Source organism: Pengzhenrongella sp., assembly GCF_036565025.1.
Lineage (GTDB): Bacteria > Actinomycetota > Actinomycetes > Actinomycetales > Cellulomonadaceae > Pengzhenrongella.
On record NZ_DATCNW010000424.1, the window covers coordinates 1 to 5,442 of the forward strand.

Sequence of the window (5,442 nt, forward strand, 5' to 3'; positions counted from 1 at the left end):
AGAGCCTTCAGCACCGTGAGCGCCGACGACGCCATCGATCGGCTCGATGCCGCCGGTATCGCCAACGCACGGCTGCGTGACCTCGCGGGGCTGGTCGCACACGAGCAGCTCGCAGCCAGGGACCGTTGGCGCGAGGTCGCATCGCCGGTGGGGCCGATCAAGGCCCTGGTGCCGCCGGCCGTGCTGGACGGGGACGAACCGGTGATGGGGCCGATTCCCGCGCCCGGCCAACACACGGAGCAGATACTGGCCGAGCTCGGCCTGAGCAGCGCGGACCCGAGCAGCACAGAGAAGAGCTCATGAGCTTGGAGAGCAGCGATCGGCCCAGCGTCGCCATCGGCCTTGCCGACTGGTCGGTTGGCATGCGGCCGAGCGATGAGGACCTCGCGCTGGCCGACCGCGCCCTCCTGGACACCGTCGTCGTGGGGCTGGCCGCCCGCGAGGAGCCGATTCTGCGCATCGCCGCGGTCCTGCCCGAAGTGGCGCAGGGGGCGGTGGCCTGCCACATCGTCGACTTCGACGACCTGCACATGCCCTCCACCACGCACATCAGCACTGTCTGCGTCCCTGTGGCGCTGTGCCTGGGCGGGGGGCCGCGCAGCGATCTCGCCGGCGCGGGCGTGATGGCTCGGGTGGGCACCGCGCTGGGCTGGCCGCACTATGCCTCCGGCTGGCATGCAACCACCACGGCCGGTGCGATCGGCGCTGCGGCAGGGGCGGCGGTGGCCCTCGGTCTCGACGCCGACGGGGTCGGGCGAGCCATGGCACTCGCGGTCCCGGCGGCGGGTGGCGTACAACGCAGCTTCGGCACCGATGGCAAGTCCTTGCAGGTCGGCTTCGCCGCGGACGCGGGCGTACGGGCCGCCCGGCTGGCGGCTGCTGGAGCAAGCTCGGAGCCGTATGCCGTGGACGACTGGATCGGCTTGCTCGGCGGGTCGACCGAGAGGGTGGACCAGTCCGGCCCGGCCATCCCCGGCGGCCTGGCGATCAAGCTCTATCCCTGCTGCAACGCGCTTCAGCGGCCGATCGGTGCCGCTGCCGGACTGCGCGTGGGGGCCGAGCTTTGCGCCGAAGGCGTTGGCGCGTCGTCGATCCAGCGGATCGTGGTGCGTACGCCGAGGGTGACCGTCAAACCACTGATCCACTCCCGGCCGCGGACCGGCCTGGAGGCCAAGTTCAGCCTGGAGTATGCCGTCGTGGCCTCGCTGCTCGACGAGCACATCGGCTTCGCCACGTTCAGCGACGAGCAGGTGAACCGGTCAGAGGCCACCCGACTGATCGAGCTCGTCGAGGTCGACCTGACCGACGGGGGAGACCACCTGCTCTCCGGTCAGGTCGAGGTCGAGGTCCACACCGCCGCGGGAGCTGGCCCGAGCAGAGTCCGGAGGAGCACTCTCACCCACCCGCCCGGCTCACCACAGAGCCCTGCGACTGCGGCGGAGCTGCGCGTCAAGGTCGCGGACTGCCTGGCCGGCATACCGATCCAGCCCCACGACATCACCTGGGCATCCGCGGCGGACCTGTTGCGCACCCACCTGACACGACGAGGAGACTGACCATGGAGGGCCTGCCCGACGAGGAGCGCGAGATCGTCATGATCGTGCGGGAGTTCGTGAACCGCGATGTGAAACCCGTTGTCCAGGAGCTGGATCACAACAACACCTACCCCGAGAAGCTGATCGCGACGATGAAGGAGCTCGGCATCTTCGGGCTGGCCATCCCGCAGCCGTGGGGCGAGGCCAGGGTGAGCACGCCGTGCTATGTGCTGGTCACCGAGGAGCTGTCCCGCGGCTGGATGAGCCTGGCGGGCGCGATGGGCGGTCACACCGTCGTGGCCAAGCTCATCCAGGACCATGGGACGAAGGAGCAGAAGGATGGCTACCTGCCCCGGATGGCCACCGGTGAGCTGAGGGCAACCATGGCCTTGACCGAGCCCGGCGGCGGCTCCGACCTGCAGGCGATGCGCACCATCGCGACACGGGACGGTGACGACTACGTCATCAACGGCTCCAAGACCTGGATCTCCAACGCCCGCAGGTCCGGCCTGATCGCGCTGCTCTGCAAGACCGACCCGGAGGCTCGCCCGAAGCACAAGGGTGTCTCAATCCTGTTGGTGGAGAAGGGTCCTGGCTTCACGCTCTCGCGCGACCTGCCCAAGCTCGGCTACAAGGGCGTGGAGAGCTGCGAGATCGCCTTCGAGCAGATGCGCGTACCCGTATCGTCGCTGCTGGGCCGGTCCGAGGGCACCGGTTTCGCCCAGATGATGCGCGGGCTCGAGGTCGGCCGCCTCCAGGTGGCGGGTCGCGCCCTCGGCGTCGGGCGGGCAGCACTCGAGGACTCGCTGCGGTACTCCCAGGAGCGGGAGAGCTTCGGGGTGCCGATCTGGAAGCACCAGTCGATCGGCAACTACCTGGCAGAGATGGTCACCAAGCTCACCGCCGCGCGCCAGCTGACCCTCTATGCAGCGCGCAGGTTCGATGCCGGCAAACGCGCTGACATGGAGGCCGGTATGGCGAAGCTGTTCGCCTCCGAGACCGCCATGCAGATCGCGTTGGACGCGGTGCGCATCCACGGTGGCTACGGCTACTCGACCGAGTTCGACGTCGAGCGCTACTTCCGCGACGCGCCGTTGATGATCGTCGGCGAGGGCACCAACGAGATCCAGCGCAACGTCATCGCGAGGCAGCTCATCAAACGTGGATCGGTGGCGCCCTGAGATGAACGCATCTCGAGTCGTCCGGACCGAGCTGATCACCACGCAGCCCTCCGAGGCTCTCGCGAACCTGCTCGGCACTGACATCCCTGTCGGAGAGCTGCCCGCACTATGGCACTGGGTCCACCTGCTGGAGAAGCGTCCGCACGCCGACCTTGGTCCTGACGGCCACCCCACATTCGGGATTCCGGCCCCGCCCGGTCCGGGGCGGAAGCGGATGTTCGCCGGCGGCCGGGTCAGCACGCATTCGCCGTTGCTGTTCGGACTGCCCGCCACCCGAACGACCTGGGTCGTCGACACCACGGAGAAGCAGGGCAGCACCGGACCGCTCACGTTCGTCACGGTCCGCAACGAGTACACCCAGGACGGCAGGGTCTGCATCGTCGACGAGAACGACATCGTCTATCGCACTTCCGGGTCCAGCCTCTCCGTTCAGGTGGGAGCGCTCGAGTCGGTGCCGGACGAGCAGGGGCCCGCGCCCCGGGAGCCGGCCCTCACGCTGACTGCGGACGAGGCGCTGCTGTTCAGGTTCTCGGCCCTGACCTACAACGCTCACCGCATCCACTATGACCACAACTGGGTCCGCGAGGAGGGCTACGGCGACCTGGTCGTGCACGGCCCGCTGCAGGCCCTGATGATGGGCGAGCTGATTCGCCGCAACGGCGACGGACTGGTCGGCAGGCAGTTCGCCTACCGCCTCGTCTCGCCGATGATCGGCCCGCAGACGTTCACCGTGGTCGCGGGGGCCGATGGTGTGGATGCTGGCGTCGAGGTCCATGACGTGCACGGCGCGCTGACAGCCGTCAGCACCGTCGGCCCGATCGACCCCGAACAGGACTGCGTCACGAGCAGTATCGATCGGACCTTGTGAGGCCCGTGCACCTGGGCCCATACCTACCCGATGCATACCGACTGATGGATTATCTCGAAGAGGCCACTCCCATAAAATCGGCGTCATAGGCTGGTCGAAGTACCAAGAATCGGATCGGTGCACGTCAGCTGCCGGCGGCGGTCGAACCCAGAGTTCGTCCTAGGACCCCGAGTCCGTAACGGTTGACTTGGTGTCGGCTTCCATGACCATGTGTGGCCGTTCGACGGCGCGCGGGCGACGTTGCGCAGATATGGCCGCGGGAGTGTTGAGATCGGTGGGGGTAGCCAACCGTGACGGCCACTGACGCGCCCAGGGTGACCCCGCCACCTTCAGCTGGTGGCCATCTGCGCGGTAGTCCAGCCGGACCCGGCGAGTTTGCGGAAGTTGTGGCAGGCCAGGTGGAAGGTCCACTCGAATTCGGCTTTGGCGTGGCCGCGGAGCCGGAGTTGATGGCCGCCTTGGGCGACGTTGATCTGGCCGAAGACCGGCTCCACGATCGCCTTGCGTCGGGCGTAGTCGGCTTTGCCCTTCTTGGTCCGTAGCTTGCGGCTCATCCGCGCTTTGGGTGTCAGGTCTTTCGGGATCCGCCCACGTGGCGCCGCTGGCGGCTTCTCGCCATGTTTGAGCCGCCCCGTGGCCAGCAACGGGTCGATCCCCGCATCGGTGACCGCCTGCACGTTGTCCGCAGAGAAGTACCCGGCATCGGCCAGCAGCGTGCGCGGGCTGCCCCCGATCCCGGCCGCGGTCAGCGACTCAGCCATCTGTGTGAGCATGTCCGGCAGGGCCGGGGCGTCCGCGCCAGACTGCCGCAGCGACCCGGCGAGCACGACCTGGCTCTTCTCATCGACCACAGCCTGACCGTTGAAGCAGTAGTGGAACGACCCGTCCGAGGTCTTCATGATCCGAGCGTCGGGATCGGTGAAGGAGCGTTGCGCCTTGTCCGGGACCACCGCGGCAGCTTCAGCGGCCTCACCGGCGGCCGTGACCTGGCCCGGGTCGCGGCCCTGGTCGGCCGCGTCCTGCTCAGCCCGCGCACGGGCCTTCGCGGCATGCTCGGCCTCTAACGCGGCCTTCGCCGCCCGGATCGCGGCCAACCGGCCTTCCCGCCGGGCCAGCTCAACGGGCAACTCATCCCCGCGGCGATCCGGACCATACGCGGCGTCCTCAGCCGAGTCCAACCGCGCCGCCTCGGCCAGCAACGCGTCGACCTCGCCGGCGAGCTCGGACTCGGCCCGCACCATCCGGTCATAGCTCATCGCACGGTGCCGGCTCGCCGCCGCCCGCACCTTCGTGCCATCCAGGGCGACCCGACCCAACGAGACCAAACCAGCCCGGGCGCACAACGTCAACGACTGAGTGAACAGCGCCTTCAACGCCGCGCCGTGCCGGGCCCGGAACCGGCTGATCGCCACGAAGTCCGGGGCCGCCTGCGCGGTCAGGAACCGGAACGCGATGTCGTCGTGGCAACGCCGCTCCAACGCCCGCGAAGAGGTGATCCCATGGGAGTAGCCGTAGATCAGAATCTTCAACATCAGTCGCGGCTCATACGGCGGAGCGCCCCGCACCTCGGTGTAGTCGGCGTAGATCGCGTCCAGGTCCAGACCGTGCTCAACCAGATCATCAACCCAACGCGCCGGATGATCGGCCGCCAACCAGTCCCGAAGATCAGGAGCCAACAGCATCGGCTGATCCTGGTCATAACGCCGAAACGTCTTATCCACAGGCGCTTTCGCCTGTCCCGGACCAGCAACGCCCGGCTCCACATCCATCAACACAGATTGCTGGGCCACCTTCGGCTTCGACATACCCCATTCTCCCGTAACCCCAACGCGTTACGTGTTACCGACACGGGGTCCTA

5 protein-coding genes are annotated in these 5,442 nt (G+C 68.1%); 4 read left to right on the forward strand and 1 reads right to left on the reverse strand.

The annotated features are described in order from the left end of the window. The 4 genes from VIM26_RS24380 to VIM26_RS24395 form a co-directional block, all read left to right on the forward strand. Positions 1–303, forward strand: a 303-nt coding sequence (locus tag VIM26_RS24380) for a CoA transferase (RefSeq protein WP_331955928.1), incomplete at its 5' end; no start/stop codon positions are given. After that, positions 300–1,556 carry an MmgE/PrpD family protein gene (locus VIM26_RS24385; RefSeq protein ID WP_331955929.1) on the forward strand — a complete coding sequence of 419 codons (1,257 nt, stop codon included), beginning with the start codon at positions 300–302 and terminating at the stop codon, positions 1,554–1,556. The genes VIM26_RS24380 and VIM26_RS24385, both read left to right, overlap by 4 nt. A 2-nt stretch (positions 1,557–1,558) precedes the next feature. Then, positions 1,559–2,716, forward strand: coding sequence for an acyl-CoA dehydrogenase family protein (locus tag VIM26_RS24390; RefSeq protein ID WP_331955930.1), 1,158 nt, complete (start codon positions 1,559–1,561; stop codon positions 2,714–2,716). Between the two features lies 1 nt (position 2,717). Next, on the forward strand, positions 2,718–3,584 hold the full coding sequence (locus VIM26_RS24395) for an FAS1-like dehydratase domain-containing protein (protein WP_331955931.1): 867 nt from the start codon (positions 2,718–2,720) through the stop codon (positions 3,582–3,584). Positions 3,585–3,913: 329 nt separating this feature from the next. Here the strand turns inward: VIM26_RS24395 and VIM26_RS24400 are convergent, their stop codons facing one another. After that, positions 3,914–5,305, reverse strand: a complete 1,392-nt coding sequence (locus tag VIM26_RS24400) for an IS1182 family transposase (protein WP_422662204.1) — start codon at positions 5,303–5,305, stop codon at positions 3,914–3,916. Between the last annotated feature and the right edge of the window lie 137 nt (positions 5,306–5,442).